Annotated in this window: 25 protein-coding genes, 1 tRNA gene and 1 pseudogene; 14 read left to right on the top strand and 13 right to left on the bottom strand. The window is 49.9% G+C overall.

Annotated features, from left to right (window positions below; all coding sequences use genetic code 11):
- Positions 1 to 4 precede the first annotated feature (4 nt).
- Both BLW59_RS14820 and BLW59_RS18390 read right to left on the bottom strand, forming a co-directional pair.
- A tRNA-Thr gene (locus BLW59_RS14820) sits at positions 5 to 80 on the bottom strand.
- 133 nt (positions 81 to 213) lie between these two features.
- A complete protein-coding gene (locus BLW59_RS18390) occupies positions 214 to 1,020 on the bottom strand; it encodes a hypothetical protein (RefSeq protein WP_175463471.1) in 807 nt (268 codons plus the stop codon).
- Positions 1,021 to 1,058: 38 nt separating this feature from the next.
- On the opposite strand from BLW59_RS18390, the gene BLW59_RS18385 reads away from it, so the two are divergent.
- Positions 1,059 to 1,139 carry a hypothetical protein gene (locus tag BLW59_RS18385; RefSeq protein ID WP_413778197.1) on the top strand — a complete coding sequence of 27 codons (81 nt, stop codon included), beginning with the start codon at positions 1,059 to 1,061 and terminating at the stop codon, positions 1,137 to 1,139.
- Positions 1,108 to 1,599, top strand: coding sequence for a hypothetical protein (locus tag BLW59_RS18380; protein WP_139283704.1), 492 nt, complete (start codon positions 1,108 to 1,110; stop codon positions 1,597 to 1,599). The genes BLW59_RS18385 and BLW59_RS18380 overlap by 32 nt, the downstream gene beginning before the upstream one ends.
- A gap of 134 nt (positions 1,600 to 1,733) precedes the next feature.
- On the opposite strand, the gene BLW59_RS14810 is transcribed toward BLW59_RS18380, so the two are convergent.
- Both BLW59_RS14810 and BLW59_RS14805 read right to left on the bottom strand, forming a co-directional pair.
- The gene (locus tag BLW59_RS14810; protein ID WP_029544975.1) at positions 1,734 to 2,564 is read right to left on the bottom strand and encodes an Mrp/NBP35 family ATP-binding protein; all 831 of its coding nucleotides are present in this window, start codon (positions 2,562 to 2,564) and stop codon (positions 1,734 to 1,736) included.
- Positions 2,565 to 2,628: 64 nt separating this feature from the next.
- Positions 2,629 to 4,869, bottom strand: coding sequence for a SpoIIE family protein phosphatase (locus BLW59_RS14805; RefSeq protein ID WP_074698401.1), 2,241 nt, complete (start codon positions 4,867 to 4,869; stop codon positions 2,629 to 2,631).
- A 369-nt stretch (positions 4,870 to 5,238) separates the two neighbouring features.
- On the opposite strand from BLW59_RS14805, the gene BLW59_RS17855 reads away from it, so the two are divergent.
- A complete protein-coding gene (locus tag BLW59_RS17855) occupies positions 5,239 to 5,400 on the top strand; it encodes a hypothetical protein (RefSeq protein ID WP_175463470.1) in 162 nt (53 codons plus the stop codon).
- A gap of 307 nt (positions 5,401 to 5,707) precedes the next feature.
- On the opposite strand, the gene BLW59_RS14800 is transcribed toward BLW59_RS17855, so the two are convergent.
- From BLW59_RS14800 to BLW59_RS14785, 4 genes and pseudogenes are all read right to left on the bottom strand, one after another.
- Positions 5,708 to 6,082, bottom strand: a complete 375-nt coding sequence (locus tag BLW59_RS14800; protein ID WP_318258655.1) for an ACT domain-containing protein — start codon at positions 6,080 to 6,082, stop codon at positions 5,708 to 5,710.
- Between the two features lie 20 nt (positions 6,083 to 6,102).
- Positions 6,103 to 6,969: a histidinol-phosphatase HisJ family protein gene (locus BLW59_RS14795; RefSeq protein ID WP_029544979.1), complete on the bottom strand. Its 867-nt coding sequence runs from the start codon at positions 6,967 to 6,969 to the stop codon at positions 6,103 to 6,105.
- A 14-nt stretch (positions 6,970 to 6,983) separates the two neighbouring features.
- Positions 6,984 to 7,316 (bottom strand): annotated as a pseudogene (locus BLW59_RS14790) (MFS transporter); the annotation flags it as partial.
- Positions 7,317 to 7,485: 169 nt separating this feature from the next.
- Positions 7,486 to 8,415: a LysR family transcriptional regulator gene (locus BLW59_RS14785; protein ID WP_074698400.1), complete on the bottom strand. Its 930-nt coding sequence runs from the start codon at positions 8,413 to 8,415 to the stop codon at positions 7,486 to 7,488.
- A gap of 170 nt (positions 8,416 to 8,585) precedes the next feature.
- Here BLW59_RS14785 and BLW59_RS14780 point away from each other — a divergent pair, with 170 nt between their 5' ends.
- Genes BLW59_RS14780 through BLW59_RS14760 form a run of 5 tightly spaced genes read left to right on the top strand, consistent with a single transcriptional unit; the run spans position 8,586 to position 11,340 of the window.
- Positions 8,586 to 8,771 carry a hypothetical protein gene (locus BLW59_RS14780; RefSeq protein WP_074698399.1) on the top strand — a complete coding sequence of 62 codons (186 nt, stop codon included), beginning with the start codon at positions 8,586 to 8,588 and terminating at the stop codon, positions 8,769 to 8,771.
- A gap of 33 nt (positions 8,772 to 8,804) precedes the next feature.
- Complete coding sequence (locus tag BLW59_RS14775) at positions 8,805 to 9,230, top strand: SPASM domain-containing protein (protein ID WP_217634632.1); 426 nt, start codon at positions 8,805 to 8,807, stop codon at positions 9,228 to 9,230.
- A gap of 6 nt (positions 9,231 to 9,236) precedes the next feature.
- Entirely contained in the window at positions 9,237 to 9,821 is a 585-nt protein-coding gene (locus tag BLW59_RS14770) for a nitroreductase family protein (RefSeq protein WP_074698398.1), read from the top strand.
- 13 nt (positions 9,822 to 9,834) lie between these two features.
- The gene (locus BLW59_RS14765; RefSeq protein ID WP_081348558.1) at positions 9,835 to 10,914 is read left to right on the top strand and encodes an alpha/beta fold hydrolase; all 1,080 of its coding nucleotides are present in this window, start codon (positions 9,835 to 9,837) and stop codon (positions 10,912 to 10,914) included.
- Between the two features lie 18 nt (positions 10,915 to 10,932).
- Complete coding sequence (locus BLW59_RS14760) at positions 10,933 to 11,340, top strand: ester cyclase (RefSeq protein ID WP_074698397.1); 408 nt, start codon at positions 10,933 to 10,935, stop codon at positions 11,338 to 11,340.
- A 31-nt stretch (positions 11,341 to 11,371) separates the two neighbouring features.
- Here the strand turns inward: BLW59_RS14760 and BLW59_RS14755 are convergent, their stop codons facing one another.
- The 3 genes from BLW59_RS14755 to BLW59_RS14740 all read right to left on the bottom strand — a co-directional run bounded on the left by BLW59_RS14755 (position 11,372) and on the right by BLW59_RS14740 (position 13,137).
- Positions 11,372 to 11,596, bottom strand: coding sequence for a hypothetical protein (locus BLW59_RS14755; protein WP_074698396.1), 225 nt, complete (start codon positions 11,594 to 11,596; stop codon positions 11,372 to 11,374).
- A 79-nt stretch (positions 11,597 to 11,675) separates the two neighbouring features.
- Positions 11,676 to 12,440: a DUF134 domain-containing protein gene (locus BLW59_RS14750; protein WP_074698395.1), complete on the bottom strand. Its 765-nt coding sequence runs from the start codon at positions 12,438 to 12,440 to the stop codon at positions 11,676 to 11,678.
- Between the two features lie 265 nt (positions 12,441 to 12,705).
- Entirely contained in the window at positions 12,706 to 13,137 is a 432-nt protein-coding gene (locus BLW59_RS14740) for an Rrf2 family transcriptional regulator (protein ID WP_074698394.1), read from the bottom strand.
- Between the two features lie 122 nt (positions 13,138 to 13,259).
- Here BLW59_RS14740 and BLW59_RS14735 point away from each other — a divergent pair, with 122 nt between their 5' ends.
- The 6 genes from BLW59_RS14735 (at position 13,260) to BLW59_RS14710 (ending at position 19,015) form a co-directional block, all read left to right on the top strand.
- On the top strand, positions 13,260 to 14,093 hold the full coding sequence (locus tag BLW59_RS14735; protein WP_074698393.1) for an SIR2 family NAD-dependent protein deacylase: 834 nt from the start codon (positions 13,260 to 13,262) through the stop codon (positions 14,091 to 14,093).
- Between the two features lie 14 nt (positions 14,094 to 14,107).
- Positions 14,108 to 14,938, top strand: coding sequence for a protein-ADP-ribose hydrolase (locus BLW59_RS14730; protein WP_074698392.1), 831 nt, complete (start codon positions 14,108 to 14,110; stop codon positions 14,936 to 14,938).
- 106 nt (positions 14,939 to 15,044) lie between these two features.
- Entirely contained in the window at positions 15,045 to 15,401 is a 357-nt protein-coding gene (locus BLW59_RS14725; protein ID WP_074698391.1) for a cupin domain-containing protein, read from the top strand.
- Between the two features lie 178 nt (positions 15,402 to 15,579).
- A complete protein-coding gene (locus BLW59_RS14720) occupies positions 15,580 to 17,397 on the top strand; it encodes an SEL1-like repeat protein (protein WP_074698390.1) in 1,818 nt (605 codons plus the stop codon).
- Positions 17,398 to 17,476: 79 nt separating this feature from the next.
- Positions 17,477 to 18,034, top strand: a complete 558-nt coding sequence (locus tag BLW59_RS14715) for a flavin reductase family protein (RefSeq protein ID WP_074698389.1) — start codon at positions 17,477 to 17,479, stop codon at positions 18,032 to 18,034.
- A 387-nt stretch (positions 18,035 to 18,421) separates the two neighbouring features.
- Positions 18,422 to 19,015: a DUF5662 family protein gene (locus BLW59_RS14710; RefSeq protein WP_074698388.1), complete on the top strand. Its 594-nt coding sequence runs from the start codon at positions 18,422 to 18,424 to the stop codon at positions 19,013 to 19,015.
- A 78-nt stretch (positions 19,016 to 19,093) separates the two neighbouring features.
- On the opposite strand, the gene rbsK is transcribed toward BLW59_RS14710, so the two are convergent.
- Both rbsK and BLW59_RS14700 read right to left on the bottom strand, forming a co-directional pair.
- Positions 19,094 to 20,002: a ribokinase gene (rbsK, locus tag BLW59_RS14705; protein ID WP_074698387.1), complete on the bottom strand. Its 909-nt coding sequence runs from the start codon at positions 20,000 to 20,002 to the stop codon at positions 19,094 to 19,096.
- Between the two features lie 21 nt (positions 20,003 to 20,023).
- On the bottom strand, positions 20,024 to 20,623 hold the full coding sequence (locus tag BLW59_RS14700) for a hypothetical protein (protein ID WP_074698386.1): 600 nt from the start codon (positions 20,621 to 20,623) through the stop codon (positions 20,024 to 20,026).
- Positions 20,624 to 20,685: the final 62 nt, after the last annotated feature.

Raw genomic sequence — 20,685 nt, 5'->3', positions numbered from 1 at the left:
AAAATGGAGCTGATGACCAGGATTGAACTGGTGACCTTATCCTTACCAAGGATACGCTCTGCCGACTGAGCTACATCAGCACTCCAACACTACCGCTTTCCTGCGACAGCTCCTATAGTATATCATTGAGGCAAGAGCATGTCAACACATTTTTCCAGCATCTGAAAAAATTTATCCAACATCTGGAAAAATGCAGTGTCTTAAAGCTCCCTCTTATCTATCTTGCCAAGCCCGCGGGGCTGTATTATAATGACCCCGACCAGGCAAAAAACTGTTCCTGCCCCCCACTTGTCTTATGTATAGTATATTCATCATTCTTCCCTGCTGACTCATAAGCAAAGAAAGGAGCACGTGATGGAAATATCTAAAAGCCAAGAACCAAAGATCTCTGCACTGGCCTGCCCCAAGTGCGGAGCACCTATGTACCCGGACATGAAGAAAGGCGGCTTCAGCTGCCTCTATTGCGACACCTTTCGTCCCTTTGCCATTACAGATGAGGATTTTGCCCCAGCGGTGAAATTTCGCCACCAGCCAGTGAAGATTGTGGACGGTCTGCTGAAGCTGGGACACGTAGCCATAGAGGTCAAGGAGGCACTGGCCCCACCGCCCCGGGAAGAACGCCTGAAAAGGCTCCTTCCCCTTGACCGGAAGCTGTTGGAAAGAGACGCAGAAGCTTTTAACGCCCTCCGGAATGAAAGCGTTTGCGAACTGAACTGCCCTTTCTGCGGGAATCATCTGACCTCCCTCTTGACAGAGAACCTCTTCACCTGCCCCTATTGCGGCCAGAAATTCGGCCAGCAGGAACAGATTGCCACCGGCAAATACGACGAACACCTGGTGGTGGGACGAAAGTACAATCTCTACAGCAAATGCCTGCCCTTCAAGCTTTCCAAGACTGCAGCGCAGATCAGTGCCAAAGAGATAGTAAAAGGCCTTATCCAGGACACCAGCCACGTAAATGACAAGCTGACAGCTGCCTATGTCCCGGTACAGCTGGCTGACCTTCGCTGGAAGATGCAAGTGTCCTCTGAACGGGGTGACTTTTGGTACTACCAGGAATGTCTGGACTGGGCCTGGCCGCGCTCCATCATCTACGACATCTTCCTCATGGACGAACTTTCCCCCTGGGACTACGGTGAGATCACCTCATTGAAGCCAGCCTATCTGGAGGGAAAGGTTCAGCTCCTGGCTTCGGAAAACCTTGGGGACTGGCAGGCCAGAATACCCGACTGGATACTGCAAAGAACTGCTCCCCAAAGACTCCGCAGGGCATTTGGCCTGGAAGAAATACAGCTCCGCTGGGTCTCCAGAGATATCAGGCAGCACAACTACGGCCTGGTGCTGCTCCCCATATATGCAATGGAAACCACCTTGGCAAACGGCGGTTTCCTAAGGCTTATGATGAACGGCCAGACAGGGAAAGCTGCTCTGCAAATTACCACCGCAAAAGAAGAATTCACCCGCATCATAGAGCCATCTGCGAAACCATCTTTGTCCCCGGAATCCACCATGCTCTCCCCGCCCATCCCCATTCGCTACGTAAAATCCCCCTTCCTGCACGAACGGCTGACCTTATCAGAAGCATTGATGCCACGCTAGAAAATCAAAGTCCCCCGGAAGCTCCCTTGTCTTCCCAATTACAAACCATCACCAAAAAATCATCACGCCAAAAAGGAGACCGCATGAGCAGTGCAGCCTCCTTTTGCTGTGCCTTGTATCAGCACAAATCTCTTTTACCTTGCCAGTATTTTGTCTGCAGCTTCGCTAAGCCAGTTTTCCTGCACATTCTCAATCTGCCCTGCATCGCACTGGGCGGCCAGTTCCGGCATGATGGGAATGCGTCCCAAAATGTCCAGGCCATACTGGGCAGCTATTTCTTCCAAATGGCTGTGGCCGAAGATCTCATGCTCCTTGCCGCAGTCCGGGCACTTGAAATAGCTCATGTTCTCCACCAGGCCCAGGATAGGAACCTCCATCATCTCTGCCATCTTCACAGCTTTGGCCACAATCATGGAAACAAGCTCCTGCGGGCTGGTGACGATGACAATGCCATCCACCTTGATGGACTGGAACACCGTCAGGGTCACATCGCCGGTGCCGGGCGGCATATCCAGGAAAAGGTAATCTGTGTCTTCCCAGATGATATCCGTCCAAAACTGCTTCACTACCCCGGAAAGGATAGGCCCGCGCCAGACCACGGGATCAGTCTGTTGCTCCAGCAGGAGGTTCATGCTCATGACATCTATGCCCCCTGCCGACTTCACGGGATAAGCCCCGGCCTGGGAGCCCAGCACCTCCCCTGTAACCCCGAACATCTTGGGGATGGAAGGCCCGGTGATATCCGCATCCAGTATCCCTGTATGCTTCCCCTTCCGGCGCATGGCCACTGCCAAAAGCCCCGTTACCAAGGACTTGCCCACGCCGCCCTTGCCGCTGACCACGGCAATGGCGTGCTTGATATTGCTCAGCTCATTCGGCTTCTCGTGCAGATCCTGCACCTTGCGGCTGTCCTCCCCACAGGTAGACCCGCAGGAAGAGCAATCGTGATTGCATGTTTCAGACATATTACTTCTCCTATTACTACACAATTATGAAAAATTCACCTGCTATGCATTATAAGGCAATTGTTCAAATTTTGCCATAGGCAAAATCTTCCCATTGGCCTTTTCCACAGAACATCACCCCCAGCATGGTGATATCATCGTACTGTTCAGCTCCGTCTGCAAATGCATCTATGTCGCCCCTGACTTCCGTCAAGATTTCTTTCACTGAAGCCTCGCCGCTCATGTTGTCCAAAACCTTCTGCAGACGTTCTTCCGTATAGAATTTTTTCTCTTTGTTCATAGCCTCTGTCACGCCATCCGTGTAGAGGAAAAGCATATCCCCTGGAGAAAGCTGCAAACGATGGGTCTCATAGCTCAAATTTTCTATCATGCCCAGCATCTTATCTTTTTTCTTATGCCGCACATAGCTGAATTTGCCTGCCTGTCTGGCCAGAGGCGCATTGTGCCCTCCGTTCACGTAGATAACTTCTCCTGTGTCCAGATCCAGCTGAGCCAGGAATACCGTGACGAACAACATTTCCCCATTGTCCTGGCAAAGCTCCTGATTGGCCAGGGTCATGACAGCGCCGAAATCATCAGGGGCAGTTGCCATAAGCATAAGATTCTTCAAGGTCGTTTTAGCCCTCATCATAAAGAGCGCCGCAGGCACCCCCTTGCCTGACACATCGGCAATGGTCACCACCAGATGCTTCTCATCCAGCATATAAAAATCATAAAAATCTCCGCCCACTGCCTTGGCAGCAGACATAGTGGCAAAAAGCTGGATGCTTTTCTTGTCCTCCAGGAAATCCCGGGGCAATGCCCCCATCTGGATATTCCTGGCAACGGAAAGTTCCGTAGCAATGCGCTCTTTTTCTGCCGTGACTTCCGTAAGGTTTTTCATATAAGTCTGAAGCTCGTCTGTCATGGCATTGAAGCAGATTGCCAGATGCTCCAGCTCATCCCCCGTGTGGACTTCAACCTTCTTGCCGAGATTGCCGCTGCTGATCTCCCGCACACCATCAGCCAATTCACTGATGGGTGCCACAAACCGCCTGGAAAGCTGCCTGCCGCTATAGACCACTGCAGCCAGCAAAGCTATGATGGCAACCACCATCAGGAGCATGGTGGACAGCATCTGCCCTTTCAGATAAGAAGTCTTTTCTTCCGTAATCTTGCTGATATCAGCCTTATTCTGCACAGCAGGGGCAATGACATCATCAGCAGCGAAGGCCGCCGCTAAGCTCCAGCCACTGCTCTCGATGGGAGCAAAGGCGATGTAATAGTCTTTGCCGTCCACCTTGGTTTGCCGCACACCGCAGTCCCCCGCCACCATTTCCCTGACAGTCAGGGCCAGGGTTGGATTGTCAGACTCCCTCAGGTCGTTCTTGATATTTACCTCAAGTTCCCTCCCGGTGCCTGCCTCACCGAGGTCTTCCTGCGAGGACAAGATGACATATCCTCGCTTGTCCGTCACGAAACAAAAACCTCCTTCATGCAGGTTTATTTCTTTCAGGACATTCTGCAGATCACTGAGGGAAATCTGCATGCAGGCCACTCCAAGCAGTTCGTTATTCCCATCGTAGTAAGGTACGGAACAAAACATCCCCAATCTCTTATTGAACATAAACCTTCTGACAGGGGTAAAAGCAAAGCCCTCCTGACTAGCAGCACTCTTGTACCAGTCACTGGCCAAAGCATCATATTGTGGTTGCGGAATATCTGACTTGTCCTCTGCCAGCACTCTTTTGGCATCTACGGACAGGGCGAAGTTCTCCCTGGAAGCAATGAACACCGACTGTGCCATGACATTGTTTTCCAACATTCCAGTCAGCCAGTCACCGATATTGGCCATCAAGGAAATATGCCCAGCCAAAGGCTCCAGAGAAACCTCAGGCCCATACTGAAGGTAAAGATCCAGGGCACGGTAGTTGTCAGGAGCAGGTGTATGCACTTCCACTGGCATGAACCTTTGCGGGTATCTTTCTATCTTCTCAGCTTGCCGGGCCACTACTTGCACATCACAGGCAATATCCATCAGGCTGCGATTGATAATGGAGGCATTGTCCTGAGCTATATGCAGCAGCTCTTCCTGCCGTTGTTTTATCAGAAGGCTCGAGCTATTTTCATACGAATTTTCTCCCAGACTTTCCCCCATATTCTGTGACTCTCGAAGGGAAACATTCATGCCATAAAGGGCAATCCCCCCCAGGATAAGCACCGCCACCAAATTGCTCCCCAATACTATGCGTACCAGCTTATCCAGGATCTTTCCCTGCTTATCCCCCATAAACCACTGCAATAATTTATTAAAAAAATGTCCCATGCTCGCAACTCCTTCACAGTGGCCGCACCTTCAGCAGATGATTTTCGAGAGCCTGAACCAGAAGGTCGACTAACCTGCCAGAGGTCATTTTCATGAAACACATATATCCAATATATATGCTATCTATCCTATTTATATTTGTTATGTATTCTACATTATCGCCTGATTTCCTCCCCCAGATAGCCAAAGCCGATATTTCTCCAGAGCCTGTCGAGCATGAAAATATTTTTGGGAAACTCCCTCATCTGCACATGCTCCATATCCCTGGCAGTTGACATAAACGAACAAACAGTGCTACGATTCCATCGTCGATGTGGCAAGCAGTTTGCTGCATCATATATTCTGGTACTTATTTTTGAGGAGGTCCTCATGGAAAAGATCGAAACTGCCAGGCTTTGTCTCACTTTGGCAAGTAATGAGGAAATGGAACGCATTATAGCGGCAGAAACTGATGCCGAGCTGAAAAAAGCCTATGGCGATATGCTGCAGGCAACGGAAAACACGGAGCAGAAGGGCCGCGTTTTGTCCTGAGCAAAAGCCGTAGGATTGCACCGCCGATCCCCTCAACGTGGGCGGAGATGTAATTGCAGACGACACCAACGAGGAACTGGAACTGGAAAAGAAGCTGAAGGCCATGTCCTTGGAAGATTTGCTGGAGCGGTGAATACTTACACTCCCAAGCTTTCCGCCCAAGTCTTCAAAGCATCAACAGTGAGATGTGATAGCTGGATTCAAATACAGGATAAGAGGAGTTCATGGCAAGCTCCCAAAAGGAATCCAGCTCGACTTCTCTTAAAAATTGGTTGGATTGTGGGGCAACTCAAAACCGCCCCTGCGGCTATACTATGTTATAGCCGTTTTTCTCCAAGGCCATCAATGCCGTCTCAAAATTATCTTCCTTGACCAGAATATAATCAGTGTTGTAGGTAGATACCGCAAATATGCCTATCTTGTTTTCAGCCAGTATGGTTGATATTTTCGACAAAATGCCTATCAGAGAAAAATCAAGAGTACCCTGTATGCGAAAGGCTCGCCAGCCATCGTCACGCTCCAGCGTTTCAACCGGTGTATCTTCTGTTTTGCAGACAAGAGATATCTCCTCATCTGTCCTGCCAATAAAATAGAATTCTTGATGCAGGTCAATATCTGCTACCGATTTAAGCTTACAGACCGTGAACTGACCGTCTATTCTTTTCAATTCCATCCTTCTCATGCCATCAACCTCGCTCTATATCAAAGCTTATGCCCCAATGGCTCCATCTTCTCAAATGTGTAGATTTCCCTCATACCAATCTCATCTCGCAGGATAGCTCTGGCATCCTCCAGATGGTCAGCCAGATACTTCGTCGAATGAGCATCGGAGCCAATGGTGATGATTCTCCCTCCCAAGTCCTTGTATAGTCGCAGGATATCTCTGGCAGGCATGGTGTCATCAAGTCCATAATGCCAGGAGGAAGTATTGAGCTCAATACCCTTGCCGTCAGCTATGGCCAGCTTCAGGATTTCCGCCACCATGTCTCTGACAGCTTTGAAGGGATATTTCCCCTGCTTGTCATAGCGGCTGATGAGGTTCAGATGGGCCAGCACCGAGTAATGCCTGAAGTTTTTCATCACCTCGTACAATTCCTGATAGTAACGCTCGTTATACTCCTGCTGGCTACGGCCCTGCTGGAATTCCTGATTCCAGAATTCCTTGTTGTCCACCTGATGGATGGACAGCAATACAAAGTCCAGCTTGTCTGCATACTTCTCAAACAAAGCCTCATACTTGGGGATAGTGCCAACCTGCACACCAAATTCCAAGCCACAATGCAAAGCTATGTCCTTGGAAAAATCTGCCTTGACCTGGCTGAATTTCTCAAAGTACCTTGGATAATCCACATTGGCCATAGGCTCCAGTTCATCTGCCGGTGTGCCTATGCCATCGCCGCCGCGATACTCGATATTTCCCTCATCCCAGTCTTTCTTGATGCCATAGTCCACATGGTCTGTGAAACACATTTCCTCAAGCCCCAGGGAAACAGCCTTTTTCGCCTGCTCCTCCATAGGCTCACGAGAATCATCACTAAACTCCGTATGCACATGATTATCTGCCAACATGATAACATCCTCCCTCACAAAACTTTCTTGTATACATAAGCTGCAATAAGGGCCTGCAATGCCACCAAAAACGCCAGCAAGCCAAAGGCTGCATAGAGGCTGGTCTGGTGAGCCAGGAAGCCGATGGCCGCGGGTCCCATAAGTATTCCCAGATACCCAAGGGTGCTTACCGCAGGCACCGCCATGCTGATAGGCATATCTTTCTGCTTGCCCAGCAAGGAAAAGAACACCGGCACCACATTGGCACTGCCAATGCCGATGGCAAAGAAGCCTGCGTATAAGAGCAGCTGGCTGGGCGCAAAAATAACCAGCAAGAAGCCCAGAAATGCCAGCAGGCTTCCTCCCAGCCCCCTTTCCTTGACCTGTCCATTTCCTTATTCATGAATCCACGCCTATCTTTCTCGACATTTTCAGATAAAAGTTCGCCCCTCCATTGCAGCCCTGTCTGACTACTTGGAAGCAGTGGAACAAACCGCTATGAAGCATGAGGAGCGTACTGAAGATGACTAAAACAGCCTATTGCATGCTGCATGGCAAAGCTGTGGCAGCACAATCCTTGGCCAGGCAGATGAATTTATAAATGGCAGAATTTTTGTCGATGTTAGATTGCTGACGATAGTAGATGCCCATGGGAGCGTGGGGAGATTCTGTCCAAGGAAGGAAGGCAAGTTCCTTGTGAGGCAGGGCAAGATGCTGGGGGATAAGGGCAAAGCCTGCCCCAGCTAGGGCGAGGTTGTAAGCTTCACTGATGGTGGCACAAAGGATGTTGTCCAGTTCGTCATTGACGGGGACGATGTGATGCCCACGGGAGAAGACATGCTTTAAGAGATAGGGTGGAATGGCAATCACCTGACGGTGAGGCCACATATCTTCAGAGGAGACGCTTTTTCGGCGTCTCTTTTTGCATGCCAGGGCCAACGGATGATTTTTCCGCACGACACAGACAAAGGCATCATCATGGAGTTTTTGGAAGGCAATATCCTCAGCAGTGAATTTGGCATCCTTGATGCCCACTACAAAATCCAGCTGACTGGTGGTGAGCCGGTGCAGATTGGCATCGGTCTGGTCAAGGGTCAGCTCCGGCACGATGTTCTCATTATCTGCCAGCACCCCGGAGAGAATCTTGCTGATAAACCAGTTGGCATGAGAGTCAGCGTAGCCAATGCGGAGCACCGTGCGTTTGTGCTTATGGAAGGTGGAAATCCATTCCAGTGAATGGTAGTAGAGGCCGAGCATCTGCTGGGCATCGGGCAGGAACTGAAATCCCACCTGTGTCAGGGCTACGGAACGGGTGGTACGATTAAAAAGCTGGGCACCAAGCTCTGTTTCCAGGCTTTGAATCTGCCTGGAAACGGCAGGCTGGGACATGGAAAGCCGTTCAGCGGTTTTGGCGTAGTTCAACGTCTTGGCCAAGATAGTGAAGCACTCAAGTTGCTGGGTATTCATGCTATCACCTCATCACGAATCCACTCTGTCATCTGTAAGACTATGATAGCACAATTGATACGGTTTGTGCATAAATAATGCGATAATAGCATTTCACAAGTCGAATTATTCCTGTTAAGATGTGCCTGTAAGCAGAAATCCACCATCTATTTTGGAAAGGAAGATGTATCATGGCACTGAAGAATTTAGCAGCCTGGAATCAGAAAGCAGCAGGAGTTTTGACAAACTCCGCCTGTGGTTCAGCTTGTGGCTCCGGGGACAAAGTGGCTTCCGCAGCTTGCGGCTCGGCTTGCGGCTCTGGCGACAAGGTACTGCCCACCGCTTGCGGTTCCAGCTGCGGTGCTGGTGACAAGTAAGTTTGGAAGTGTCCGGGACGTTACCGAAAATTATTGGCAGATTGCGATAAGATTTTCCATAACTATGAGGCGGCTGGCTGCGAGACATATTTCAATCGCAAAGACCATCTGTGGACCCTTTACGACCATGAGATGGGCAGCTTTCAGATTCCGGAGGATGCTGAGCCGGATATGATTTATGGCGGCTGCAACTGCGGCAACAGCCATCTTACCATATTGCCCACGGGAGATGTCTATGCCTGCCGCCGGGTACAAAACAGCCAGATGGGCAATGTTTTTGAAAAGAGACTGGCAGACCTTTGGACAGATGAACTTGAGGCTTATCGGAACTATGACAAGTTCCAGAAATGCAGCAAGTGCGAACTGAAGGCCTGGTGCCGTGGCTGTCCGGCGGTGGCCAGCAGCACCAGCGGTGGAAATTTTTACGCCGCTGACCCCCAGTGCTGGAAGGAGATTTGAAACAAAATGGATTTACTGGCATTGATGAAAGAGCGTCGCTCCATTCGCAAGTATCAGAATAAGCAGGTCCCCAGGGAACTGGTGGACAAGATTGTGGAGGCGGGCCTTTACGCCCCCAATGCCGGCGGTGGCCAACGCAGCATGATTGTGACCATCCACAATGCAGACCTTACGGCAAAGCTCGGCAGGCTAAACTTTTGCACCTTTGATCGAGGCAAGCTGCTTGGAGGGCATGTATCAGATGAACAACCCTCCGTAATAGATGACCCCAATATCAGGAACGGCTTTTATGATGCCCCCACGGTCTGTGTCATTTTTGGGCAGAGAGGCTTCCCTTTCAATGTAGCCGATGCCTTTTGCATAGCGGAGAATATGGTATTGGAAGCCCATGCGTTGGGCGTTGATTCCTGCATCATTTCCAGGGCTGAGGAAACCTTTGCCCTGCCCGAAGGGAAGGCGTTCATGCAGGAATGGGGTGTGCCTGACACTATGGAAGCTAAGGCTTTTGTGATACTTGGCTATCATGAGGGATTATATCCCCAGAGCAAGCCCCGGAAGAAGTGCAGGAATATTGTTATCGAGCAAGTTTAAGGAGTGAGTAAGCATGAACTGGAAAAAAATCACCACGGTATTTGCCGCGATGATGCTGGGAACGGCACTGACCTTTGGTACGGTTACGGCAGCCGCGAAGTCATCTCCCACTATACGCTATTTTATGCAACAACCTGGCATACAGGGCAGTACCACTCCCTATGGCAACAATAAAAAAACCGGCCATTATGTGCAGGCCGGTGATGCAAAGATTTACTATGAAGTTTATGGGAAAGGCAAGCCCCTCTTTGTCTTCCATGGCGGTGGCGTAGGCAATCCCTACGAGATGGGCCAGCTGATTGACAAACTGCGGCAGGATTATCAGGTCATTGCCGTATCCACCCGTGGCCATGGCCGTTCGGAAATTGGCCATTCCCCGCTGACCTATGAGCAAAAGGCCGAGGATATGCTGGCGGTTATGAAGGAAATCACCAATGAGCCTGCGGTTCTCCTGGGGTTCAGCGATGGAGCCTATACAGCTTATAAGGTGGCTTCCATGTACCCGGAACGGGTGGACAGAGTCGTAGCCATCGGGGCAGGGACACTGAAACCGGGCTTTTTCAGTGGAGAAATGAAGGTAGCAGATTTGGCAAAGATTGATGCAGCCTTCATCGAACAGCAGAAGAAAATCATGCCTGAGCCGGAACGCTATCAGGAATTCTGCGACAACTACATGGCCTTCTGGAGCAAGATGGAAGTAGGCGAAGATTTCCTCAAGACCATCCAGTGCCCTGTATTGCTCATGGCCGGAGATGAGGATGACCACGCTCCCATGGTGACCATGGTGGAGGCCGAGCAGTATATCCCCAATGCCAGCCTCTGCATTGTTCCCAAAGCATGGCATTCAGCTTTCAATGACAATTTCCCCGTAACCTGGGCTGCCATGCAGGGCTTTTTGCAGGCTGACCGGTCAAAACTGACTGGCAGCAAGAAGGTGGCTTATAACGAGTACAAGATGTCCCCCACTTCTATAAGTGGGGGCGGTAACTTACTAACAGGCGGCGAGTTAATATCTCCCGCCTCGTTGAAAGGCCAAGAGGAAGTTTTGCCTTCGGCAAAACTGGAACAATGGCCTTATAATAACAGACGTTAATATGAAGGAGTGCTTTCCATGTCTAATGAACGTAAACTTATCACTAAATTTGAAACGATGATTAACACCGCCGATGAATCTTTAGCAGCAGAACTCATTGCTGAAGATGCTGTCTTTTATGCACCAACACAGCCGGAACCACTCAAAGGACCAAAAGGTTATCTTTTCATCGTCCATATGATGCAATCAGCCTTTTCCGACATCCAGTGGCATCTCAATGACTGTGTAATCGAGCCAAACAAGATTGCTGTTTGCTGGAATTGCACCGGGACCCATGATGGAGAATTTATGGGGCATCCTGCTACAGGAAAATCCTTTAAGGTACGATGCATGAATTTCTACGGATTAAAGGATGGAAAATTTATCTCCGATATAGGCAATCCGGACATTCTTGGAATCCTTATCCAGACAGGCATACTCCAATAAGCCCCACTGAGCGTGGCGTTACACTTACCCTTCATCCATAATTCCAAGCTTCTTTTTCCAGTAACGGGAATAGATGGCTCCCCTGCAGGCGGGTGATGTTGCTGTAAAAAGTGCCCTCTACATAGGCGGCAGCCTTCATCATACGGCGTTCATCTTCACTATAAGCCTCCAGGATAGTCTCCCGGTCGATGCCGGTGCAGTTGGTTCCCTTGGTATAGCAGGCGTGGATCTTGCAGTTGGCACAATCAGCTTTCATGGTAAAGCCCTCCTAAATATGTACTTGCAAAAAGGTGCCCGACAATTTGCCGAGCACCTTAAATCTGTATTGCTGATAATCAGTGGCAACCATGTCCATGACCATGACCGCCACAACCATGGCCATGACCATGACCGCCGCAGCTATGGCCTTCGCCGTGGCCGTGATGGTCGCAGTGAACAGCGGGGTCATAAGCCAGTTTGCCTGCCAGGAAAGCATTTACTGCTTCATCAGCACTGCCCTGAACACCGCCGTACAGGGTAATGCCTGCCTGGGCCAGAGCATTCTGGGCACCGCCGCCAATGCCGCCACAAATCAAGGTGCTGATGTCCTCTTCCTGCAAGAGAGTCGCCAAGGCACCATGGCCAACACCATTGCTGGAGAGAATATGGGATTCCTTGATCTCATTGTCCTCAATGGTGTAAACCTTGAACTCTTCCGTATGGCCGAAATGCTGGAAAATCTGGCCGTTGTCATAGGTAACTGCAAGTTTCATAGGGCTGTTGCTTCCTTTCTGCATTGATAATCGTACAGGATGGGGGCTGTGCTGACAAGCAGGGCAAAGTTCAAAATTCCCGCCACTGATGACCAAAGGACGGCCTTCCACCAGACAGCCTGCCATGCGTTTGCGAGCTGCCAGATACAGAGCCTGCACCGTGGTGCGGGCCACCCCCATCTGCCTGGCACATTCTTCCTGGGTCATGCCTATGTAATCCAAGAGACGGATGCACTCATATTCCTCCAAAGAAATAGTGACCTCCGGAGCATCTTCGCCCTCCTGCGGCATAAAACGCGTGCAGGGAGGCAGGGCACTTACCCGGCGTTTTTTCATTGGCCTGCTCATCATCAACCTCCATTTTTGACATATGCCTTAATCATATTTTACCATATTTTTGTCATATGTCAATTTTCATCCACACTTGCCGCAGTGGCTGCATCCATTGCATATCAAGCGACTGCCACAGGCATGACAATGAGGGCCATCATAGACTGACCTATAGCACTCATCTGGTGTTACAGGCAGCCCAATGGCATACCGCAAGTCAAAATGCATCGGCTTGCCCCTGAAATTCAAGCATGCCTTAAAAGCTTGTTCCACCTGCTTCTTCTCACTCAGCCGCTTCCTTAGCCGCGATGGACGCCAGTAAATCAGCCAGGTTGACTTTCTTGAAATCAGCCAGCATGTGCTGTCTGACATCTTCAAGCCTGTCACCCAGCACTCCGTGGATATTCCTGCCCACAGGACACTTCGGATTGGGGTTCTCCTGAAAATGAAACAAATCTTCATCCTCTTCCACGGCCTGGAAGATATCCCATAAGGTGATGTCTTTCGGGCTTTTGGTGAGTTTTGCTCCGCCGACACCTGCCGCCACTTCCACCAGACCAGCGGCTTTGAGCTGGCCCAATGTTTTCCGAATAATGACCGGGTTCACATTGACACTGCTGGCCAAAAAGGTGGAAGTGGTCTTGTATTCATCCTTGAACCGCTCGATACAAAGCAAGATATGCGTTGCTACTGGCAGACGAAAAGAAAACTGCATGAAAAATCCTCCTGAATATTCGTTGTATCCATTGACATTACATCGGTCTTTATATATAATCGTTGTAACACATTATATTACACCACTTCCAAAAGGTCAACGAAAATCAAGGAGATGAGCGTATGTCTGCTGCCATCAAAAAACTGAAAACAGCCATAGAAAATGCAAAAGCAGTTCTCGTAGGTGCCGGGTCCGGCTTCAGCACTGCTGCCGGTTACACTTACAGCGGCGAGCGATTCCAAAGGCATTTTGCCGACTTCATAGAGAAATACCATTTGCGGGATATGTACTCGGCGGGGTTCTATCCCTTCCCTACCCCAGAAGAAAAATGGGCCTACTGGAGCCGTCATATCTACTGCAACCGCTATGACCAGCCAGAAAGCCACGTGCATAAAACCCTGCTGCAATTGTTGCAGGACAAGGACTACTTTGTCCTGACCACCAACGTAGACCACCTTTTCCAGAACAACGGCTTTGACAAGCAGCGTCTGTTCTACACCCAGGGAGACTACGGCCTTTGGCAGTGCAAGACTCCCTGCCATCAGCAAACATATGACAATGAGGAAGCTGTCCGCCGCATGATAAAGGAACAGCAGGATATGAAAATTCCTACAGCGCTTGTGCCCCATTGCCCCATCTGTGGTGAAGAAATGGAGATGAACCTGCGGGCTGATGCGTCCTTTGTGGAAGATGATGGCTGGCACGCTGCCGCCGCACGTTACCATGATTTCCTGAGCAAACATCAGACAGGCTCCATCCTTTATCTGGAGCTGGGCGTGGGCATGAACACTCCCGGCATCATTAAATTCCCATTTTGGAAAATGACTGTGGCCAATCCCCAGGCAACATATGCCTGCCTCAATAAAGGGGAGGCTGGCTCTCCCAGCGAAATCAGTGGACAAAGCATTCTTATTGACGATGATATTGCCTCTGTCCTGCATGAACTCATACGCTGAAGAAGGGAAACACCATGAATACTTTAGAAAGAATCCAATACCTAAATAGGATACTGTTGGAGGAAATGCCCCAGTATAAGGCAGATGCCGCTACTTTTCCTGACGAAACCCACGCCCAAAGACGGCTGCTGCGTTCCCTAATGAACCTGCGGCCCCCCGGATCCATATCCACTGACTTCCTGCGGGAGCAGGACATCTTGCTGCAGGAGGAATCATCCGCCAAAGGTGTGGTTAAGCTTGATGAACTCCCCACCATAGCAGATGAAACCTCCAAAGATATCACACCCCAGGATGCACCAGCACGTAACCTTGTTCTCTGGCAGGGCGACATTACCCGTCTGGCCGCAGACGGTATCGTCAATGCGGCTAACAGTGCCATGCTCGGTTGCTTTGCCCCCTGCCATGGCTGCATTGATAATGCCATCCACTCAGCAGCGGGCTTGCAGCTGCGAGAAGCCTGTGCCCAGCTGATGAAGCAACAGGGACATCCTGAGCCCACAGGACAGGCAAAAATAACCCCCGCCTATAATCTGCCCAGCAAATTTATCCTTCATACCGTAGGCCCCATCATCCCATCTGACCGCCAGCCGAACGAAGCAGAAGCCGAACTTTTGGCCTCCTGCTACCAATCCTGCCTGGAACTGGCTGCCCAGCACCATCTCAAAAGCATTGCCTTCTGCTGCATCTCCACGGGTGAATTCCACTATCCCCGCAAAGAAGCGGCACAAATCGCCCTGAATACGGTCAGCAAATGGCTTGCCTCTTCCGTCAGTGAGATGAAGGTCATCTTCAATGTCTTCAAGGATGAGGACCTGGAGGTTTATAGGAAACTCTTAAAATTTTAGAAAAAACTCATTGTAACTATTGACATTACATCTAGGTAATGTTATCATCTTATTGTAATCAAGGTTATTACAACATTGTGTTTAGCTTATTTAGGAGGAAAACAAAATGGCAAACTTCAACAAGATCAGCGTAGCAAAAGATGCAAGAACGGAGCTGCATGATAAACTTGGGCTGACGGGAGCTGAAATCAGTGTCAACAACCTCCCGGCCGGAGCAGGCGTCCCCTTTGTACATTACCACAAGAAAAATGAGGAAATCTACTTCGTTACCTCAGGCAAGGGACAGGCCGTCATTGACGGTGAGACTGTGGATCTGGCTACTGGTGACTGGCTGCGTGTGGCACCTAAGGCCAAACGCCAGTTCTCCGCCGCTGCTGACGAAGGTATCAGCTTCATCTGCATCCAGGTACGGGAAAATTCCCTGGAGGAATATACCGCAGATGATGCTATTGTAGAGCAGTAAGTACCTATTGCCCTAAGGCAGCAAATATGATATAGTATGCCCAATAGCATATACGGCTGTGTAGGAGCCGTGCCGCTTCGGCGGCAGAAAATCGACGTAGAGAGCCATAGTGGCTTTCTGCCCTTTTTAGGGAGCGTCGATTTTTTTATTGCTTTAAATCATGTCGAGGTGATTCATTATGAAAAAATGGCAGAAGGCATTGACCGTGGCCTTGGCCGGAGCGGGGTGTTTTATGGCATATGCACCTTTGGACGTTCAAGCAGCTGCTAAAACGGTTATCCAGCAGGCAGATAAACAAGGGCTGCAAAGGGTCACGGCCATTACCAGTGTGTATGGCGATGGTGAAAAAGTAGCGGCAGCCATTCTGGAATATCCACAGGATATCGAGCCGAATGCAGTCAACGTTGCTGATTTTTCAGCAACTGGCAAAGAAATTACCAAAGCTTATGTGAACAATCAGCCGCAGACTTCCAATACCAGCCGGTTGGGCCGCTATATTATCTTAGAATTTGCTCACCAAAACAGTGCCAGCGACCAGCCCTTAGGACAGCCAGGGCAGGGAGTGAAAAAAACTGGGCAAAATAATAGCGGCAAAAACGGCAATGATGCTCCACGCCGTTCCAACAGGAAACTGCCTGACCTGACGCTTGAGGTGAAGCAGGTCAATTCCATAAGAGCCTTTGATGGCACAGAATATCCCAGCTGTGAATTTATAGCCAGCACCTCTACCCAGGAACCGGATATTGCAAAATTCAAGCAGTATAGCTATACAGATAGTACAGTTGGAGCCACCATCCCTTACAACCTGTATCTGCCCGCCAATTACGATGCTCATAAGAAATATCCCCTGCTTTTCTTTGTAGCCGATGCCAGTGCCAATATCAATGAGATTGCCACGCCTTTATTCCAGGGCAACGGCGCTACCATCTGGGCAAGCGACTCGGAACAGGCAAAACACGAATGTATAGTGCTGGCCCCCCAATACACCGCTGATTTGGTAGAACAGCTGGGGATGCTGACCACGGATGAAAACGTCTGGACACCGGGGCTGACGCTGGTGTCTGACTTATTGTTTGATGTGATTGACCGCTACAGCGTGGATAAAGACCGCATCTACGGCACAGGCCAGTCCCAAGGTGGCATGACCAATATTGCCATCAGCGACAAATATCCTGATTTGTTCTCTGCCCAATGGCTGGTGGCCTGTCAGTGGAATGTGGAAGAAATGGCAGCCCTCAAGGATAAAAAACTCTGGATAACGGTATGCGAAGGTGATACCAAAGCATTTCCCGGCATGAATTCCGCTGTATCTCTTTGGGAATCCCTGGGAAGCAAAGTGGCACGAAACAAAGAGTTCTGGAATAGCCATGCCCCTATGGCAGAAATAAATGCCAAAGCCAGAGAACTGGCTGGGGATGGTTCTCCCATCAACTACACGGTCTTTGCAGGTGGCAACCACATGTATACCTGGTCTTTCGCCTACGACATCGAGGCTATACGGGACTGGCTGTTTGCACAGCGAAAAGATACCCCCGTCAATAATCAGCACAGTATGCTCGCCAGGTCTTTGCAGGATGCTGGGGTTGCCGCCTATAAGGCGGGCGACTACTCCAAAGCATTGCAGAACTTTTACGCTGCCGATGCCAAGGGACATATGAAAGCTCCCCGCTACATCGGTCTATGCTACGAAAACGGCTATGGCGTAAAGCCTGATGCCAAAGAAGCCGCTAAATGGTATGAAAAGGCATTCTCCCGTGGAAACATAACGGGCACATATTATCTGGGCAGATTATACGAACTGGGCAAAGGTGTTGCTCAGGACTACGGCAAAGCCGTAGAATTGTACCGCCAATCCGCTCAACGTGGCGACATTATTGCCGCCCCGGCTATAGCAGCCCTGGGACGTATGTATGAAAACGGCTGGGGCGTGGCCAAGGATATGAATATAGCACAGATGTGGTACGACAAAGCCAAAGCTACAGGCTATACCAAATAAACTACATAGCAGGATTGCCAGCATTGGCGAAGAAGATTATACCCGTATGGTAATCGACAATTATGAGGGAGGAATCTGCATGAGCGTGGAATTTACTGGCAAGAAAGCCTGCATCGCCCCGGAGGGGGTATTCATCATTGGCACCTATGATGAGAACGGCGTTCCCAATGCCATGAATGCTGCTTGGGGAGCACAGTCTGATTATGATGAAATCACCCTGTTCCTGGCCAAGCACAAAACCACGGAGAACATCAAGCATACCAAGGCCTTCACCGTGGCCTTTGCCACCAAGAACACGGTGGAAATTGCTGATTACTTCGGCGTGGAGACTGGCAGCAAGGTCAACAAGATTGAGAAAGCTGGCTGCCATGTCCACAAGAGCGCCCATGTCAACGCCCCTATCATCGAAGAGTTCCCGGTGACGATTGAATGCGAATGTGTGAGCTACAGTGACGAGACCGGCATCCTGGTGGGCAAAATCATCGCCCAGCAAGCAGATGAAGCGGTTCTGACAGACGGCGTAGTGGACTATGACAAGCTGCAGCCCATCATTTTCGATATTGCCACCAAAACCTATCGACTGGTGGGTCCGGTATTGGGCAAGGCATTCCATGACGGTCTGAAACTCAAAGGATAAATCCTGGTAACGCAAATAACTCTAATCACTTATACACAGTGGTTAGAGTTATTTGCATTGTTCACTTATAAGGCCATTGTTCCAGCTTTGTCGATAGACAAAGCTTCCTCTTGGCCTTTCAACGAGGCGGGAGATATTAACTCGCCGCCTGTTAGTAGTTTGCCGCCCCCACTTATGGAAGTGGGGGACATCTTCTACTCGTTATATCACTTTATTGGTATTCGCCCAAAGCTACAACACGTACAACTAGCTCGAGATTTAGCTATAGTACCAAAATCTCCAGAGCATTGCATCTCGCTATAGAGATAAATTCTCCTGTCAGTATTCAATATATCTATTGAGAAAATTGATTGCTTGCGGTATGCTGAAGAAAAGTGAGGTGCTTCGATGAATTTGATACAACGTGTCTGTGGCCACACCTGGATGATCCTGCGGCATAAATACTGGGTATTTCGCTTTTGCTGTATTGCGGGGATTCCTTGGCAGGGATTTATGCACGACTGGTCTAAGTTCTCGCCGACAGAGTTTGTAGAAAGCGTGAAATACTACAACGGCAAAATTTCACCCATAAAAATATGCAAAAAGGAAAACAATGGCCTATCCATGGCCTGGATTCATCATCATGGACGAAATCTTCATCACTACGAGGCTTGGTGGGATAATTTCGACCACGGAGCATATCCGCAGGATATGCCGTACAAATACGCCGTAGAGCTGATCTGTGACTGTCTTGGGGCAGCTAAAGCCTATGGTCGTGATAAATTCACCTTCCGGGCAGAATACGAATGGTGGCAGCGAAAACGTGCAACCGGCATTGGCATGAGCCCTAATATGCAGGTTTTTGTGGAAACGATACTCAGCAGGCTGGCAGAGACAGAAGATTTGACTTTGCTACGGCCAAAATCCACATGGAAAATTTATGAGGCGACTGTGAAAGACGCCAAGCACGAACATCCGGATTTTTGGGACCCGGAGGTTTAACAAAAGCAAGAAAGCACAGCAGGAGACTTGGCAGCAAGAATACAATACCCACCAAAAAACCCTTGACTTCGGAATCATTCAGTTGAAGCTCTCAACCTCTGCTGACGTAGGAATCGAAGTCTGCGCCCCCTGCCTGGTTACAGCAATGGCCGCTGCTCTGGCGCCAAAATCCATGGCTTCGACAAAATTGTGGCCGGTAAAGCGTCTCACAAAGGCAGCCAGGAAACAGTCACCCGCAGCGGTTGTATCGATAGTTTCTACCTTGTAGGCAGCAATTTTTTCCACTTTATCTACTGTCACCCACAAAGTGCCCTCGCCCCCCAGGGTCACCAGCACATTTTTCACCCCCTTGGCCAGCAGGGATTTAGCGGCTGTCACTATTTCTTCCTCTGTGCCGGTCGGCAGCCCCGTGAGCACCGCCAGTTCTGTCTCATTAGGCTTGGTTATGTCAACCATTGACCATAGCTCATCAGGCAGGTCAGGCCTTGCCGGAGCCGGATCCAATACCACAACCTTGCCATGCTTTTTAGCCAGCTTGGCCGCAGCCACCACGGAGGGAACAGGTATTTCCAGCTGCATGACCACAGCATCAGCCTGGGCAATCAGCTCCTCTTGTTCCCGCACCAGCGCTTCATCCACAGCAGCATTGGCTCCGGCAATCACGCTGATGCTATTCTGGCCGCTGCTTTCGATTTCTATGAAAGCCTTGCCGGTTTCTGCACCGGGGATTCTTCGGACCCCCGCCGTATTCACGGAGACACTTTCCAGATTCTCCAAGAGCTGCTTACCAAAGGCATCGCTTCCCACAGCTCCAATCATAGCAGTCTTTGCCCCCAGCTTCCCCAAGGCATACGCCTGATTTGCGCCTTTGCCCCCCGGCACCAGTTTCATGCTCCGCGCCATGACAGTCTCCCCGGCCTGCGGCCGTCTGTCCATGTAAACCGCAAAATCCATATTCAAACTGCCAACCACCAATACTCTATCCACACCTATCAGCCTCCATCCTCTTTAATCAGAAAGGTGTATGCGAATCTCTGTGATGATGCCATTTATCACGATAAAGTGCATGGACAGACATTCGTTGGCATTATAGGTATATACTGTCCGATTCAATCTTTCGTCATATTTCTGATTCTGTGCCTCAGACAGCTTGGGCGCCGTATGTTTCTCAATATACACCTCATCTGCCATGCCATAAGCCTGAGTCAGTACATTTTCTGACATTCCCACAGCAACTCCGGCAGGCGTAGCGTTGTTCCCTACTTTCATGTTCTTCGTAATTCTTATGTCAGCCAGAACAGGCTTCTTCTCACCGCTGAAATCCACGAAGGTAAATATCATGCCATCATAATAGTGCCTGATCCCACCTTCATCGGAGATATTTTTTGGACTCCCATATTGGGCTTGAACCGCTTGCGGACTATCCCCCGTATGTATGCTCCCTATCCCCACCTGCTCTGCATAGACGGAACAGCTAATGGGCAGGCCGCCTAGATTCGTCGTAAATACAGGCTCCCTGTAGGCACTGACTTCATTCATGCTTCCAAAAGAAAGCCCCAGCATCACACTAGCAACAAGTCCGACTATTTTCTTTGACCACTTAGCCATCAGACATCCCCCTTTTCTATTCTTAAATTTTCAATCCACGCCCCCTACACAGGGGGCGACCG

Source organism: Selenomonas sp. KH1T6, from assembly GCF_900108415.1.
GTDB lineage: Bacteria > Bacillota > Negativicutes > Selenomonadales > Selenomonadaceae > Selenomonas_B > Selenomonas_B ruminantium_A.
The sequence above is the reverse complement of the archived record's forward strand: the minus strand, read 5'-3'. Positions and strand labels throughout refer to the sequence as shown.